This is a genomic window from Pedobacter sp. 10L46_2 (assembly GCF_056395165.1).
The window spans coordinates 1-2,650 of record NZ_JBFTIZ010000432.1; the positions used below are offsets into that span (position 1 = coordinate 1).

Annotated in this window: 3 protein-coding genes; 1 reads left to right on the top strand and 2 read right to left on the bottom strand. The window is 40.4% G+C overall.

Going from position 1 to position 2,650, the window contains the following annotated elements; translation table 11 throughout:
- Window positions 1-120 precede the first annotated feature (120 nt).
- A complete protein-coding gene (locus tag AC1DDX_RS26245) occupies window positions 121-1,113 on the bottom strand; it encodes a TerC/Alx family metal homeostasis membrane protein (RefSeq protein ID WP_477622903.1) in 993 nt (330 codons plus the stop codon).
- 154 nt (window positions 1,114-1,267) lie between these two features.
- On the opposite strand from AC1DDX_RS26245, the gene AC1DDX_RS26250 reads away from it, so the two are divergent.
- A complete protein-coding gene (locus AC1DDX_RS26250; RefSeq protein WP_172663240.1) occupies window positions 1,268-2,104 on the top strand; it encodes an oxidoreductase in 837 nt (278 codons plus the stop codon).
- Here the strand turns inward: AC1DDX_RS26250 and AC1DDX_RS26255 are convergent.
- Window positions 2,101-2,650 (bottom strand): DUF6266 family protein (locus AC1DDX_RS26255; protein ID WP_477622904.1); only part of this gene is annotated, 550 nt, incomplete at its 5' end. The genes AC1DDX_RS26250 and AC1DDX_RS26255 overlap by 4 nt on opposite strands.

A 2,650-nucleotide genomic window follows, 5' to 3' on the forward strand; every position in this document is an offset into this window, starting at 1 on the left:
TCTAAGTACCTCACTAGTTTAAATACTAGTCTCGTTAAATAAGAAAGCCAGGTCAAATGACCAGGCTTTCTTATTTAACGAGACTCCAGGAGAGATCCCTTGATTATGCCAACTTACCTCTTACCCCTCAACCCCCTTCTTAGGCGAAAACACCAGCGAAGCCACTACACTCAACACCAAAACGCCTCCAACAATAGACAACGACAACGGCGATGAAATATGATAAAAAGGTGCAATCACCATTTTAACCCCAATAAACGCCAGTATAACCGCCAAACCATATTTCAGCAAACTAAACATATAAATAAAGTTAGCCAGCAGAAAATACAAAGCCCTCAATCCAAGAATAGCGAAAATATTAGACGTATATAAAATTAGCGGATCATCAGGTGCAATGGCAAAAATTGCAGGAATAGAATCTACTGCAAACAATAGATCTGTAAATTCAATAACCGCTACAACAACCAATAAAGGAGTAGCCAGTCTTACACCATTTTGTACCGTAAAAAACTTGGCACCATCAAACTCCTTACTCACTTTAAAGAACTTGTAAATCAGGCGGGCGCCAGGGCTTTTGCTAAAATCTTTGTCCTCATCATCATGATCATTTGCCAGGCCAGATTTAATAYCGGCATAAATAAGAAACAACCCAAAAATCAGTAAAACAACATTAATGCGTATCAGTTCGCCAAACACCGTCATTTCAGGCAAATAAGTTAAATTAATCAACCCAACACCTGCAAATATGAAAATGGCGCGAAACACCAATGCCCCAATAATTCCCCAAAACAACACTTTATGGTGCAATTCCTTAGGCACATTAAAAAACCCGAACACCAGAATAAACACAAAAAGATTATCAACCGATAGCGCCTTTTCTATCCAATAGGCCGATTGAAATTGTGTAAACTTTTCAAAACCCGAAGTCAGGTAAATTACCCCACTAAATATCATGGATAAGCTTATCCATACCACAGACCATATAGCGGCTTCTTTACTACTTACAGCATGTACTTTTTTATTAAATACACCCAAATCTAAAAGCAGCATCACAACAACAACAACTGCAAATCCCGTAATCACCCCGGGGTGATCAATCAAATTATTACTCATTTTAACTTCTATTTTGAAATTCCACTAAAATGCTAAAAAAGATCGGTTTTAAACATGTCATTTAAAATTTCTGCAATMATTTAAAATGATCAAATACTGACAACCATCTTCCGCTTATACTGTTATTTAGATATAAAATTATAAAACACATATTATGGAAAAAGTATGGCTCATAACAGGCTGTTCAACAGGCTTTGGCCGGGAATTAGCAAAACAAGTACTCGAACTTGGCTACAAAGCTGGAGTTGCTGCCCGTAACATTGCCGACGTAGAAGATATCGTTAAACAATACCCGGAAACCTCAATAGCTATAACGCTTGATGTAACCAGGCAAGATCATATTACTGATGCCGTAAAGCAACTAACCGAAATATTCGGACGGGTTGATGTATTGGTAAACAATGCCGGCATTGGCTACTTTGGTTCAGTAGAAGCCAGCGACGAGCACGAAACCAGAAGAATGTTCGATATCAACTTCTTCGGGCTGGCCAACATGACAAAAGCAGTGCTGCCCCATATGAGAAAACAACGGAGTGGCCACATCATCAATATCGCTTCAATCGGAGGCTTAATGGCCTTTCCAGCATTAGCTTATTACAATGCAACTAAATTTGCTGTTGATGGGTTTTCCGAATCACTGGCAAAAGAAACCGCCCCCCTTGGCATAAAAGTAACCATTGTAGCACCAAGCGGCTTCCGTACAGATTGGGCCGGGCGTTCGGCCAACGAAGTACAAAACGAAATTGAAGATTACAAAACAACCGCAGGTGCGAATAAAGACAACATCAGGGCTTACAATGGCAACCAACCCGGCGACCCGGTACGCGCCGCTCAGGCCATCATTAAAGTAGTAGAGACCGAAAACCCTCCATTACGCTTATTATTAGGTGCCGCAGCATTAAAAAATGCCCGTAAAAAAATCGAAGAACTGGCACATGATTTTGATGCATGGGAAGAAACCACCGTTGGTGCAGATTTCCCCAAACCTTAATTTAAACCGCCTACATACACACTGTTGGCCACATCGCAACCCGGTGTGGCCATAAATGAAATATAAGTTTCCATTCTCGCTAACCTCAGTTCTAAAGGTAAAACAAATAGCTCCTTTCCCTCACTTCGCTTTGCACCATCAATACTGTAAAGGCCAATTTCCAGGTCAGGGAAATAAACCAGTATCATCACCCTTTGGCTTTTCTCAGCTAATACCATTTCCGGCAATACCGTCCACCTAAATCTTAACCCTTCCGGCACCATCTCAACCGTCGGATTCGCTGCAACACGCAAACTCCCCTGCGAAACCATTACTTTAGGATAATCCATTTTAATATCAGGATACAAGCCTTTTAAGGTGTTCATTTTATTATAGCTTAGGGCTATATTGTACGGATATTTTACCGCAGCCCTGGCTTTGAGCATAAAACCAGCATTAATAAACTCAGTAAACGGATATAAAAACTTTACCACTACTGCCATTTCCTGCCTGCAAATCAATTGTTTAATAGAAGGCGTTTTTGTAATCATACCCACCATCCTAACC

What these genes read in the sequence shown, in the direction of transcription:
- AC1DDX_RS26250 (WP_172663240.1), top strand. Translation starts at nt 1,268, where the DNA reads ATGGAAAAAGTATGGCTCATAACAGGCTGTTCAACAGGCTTTGGCCGG.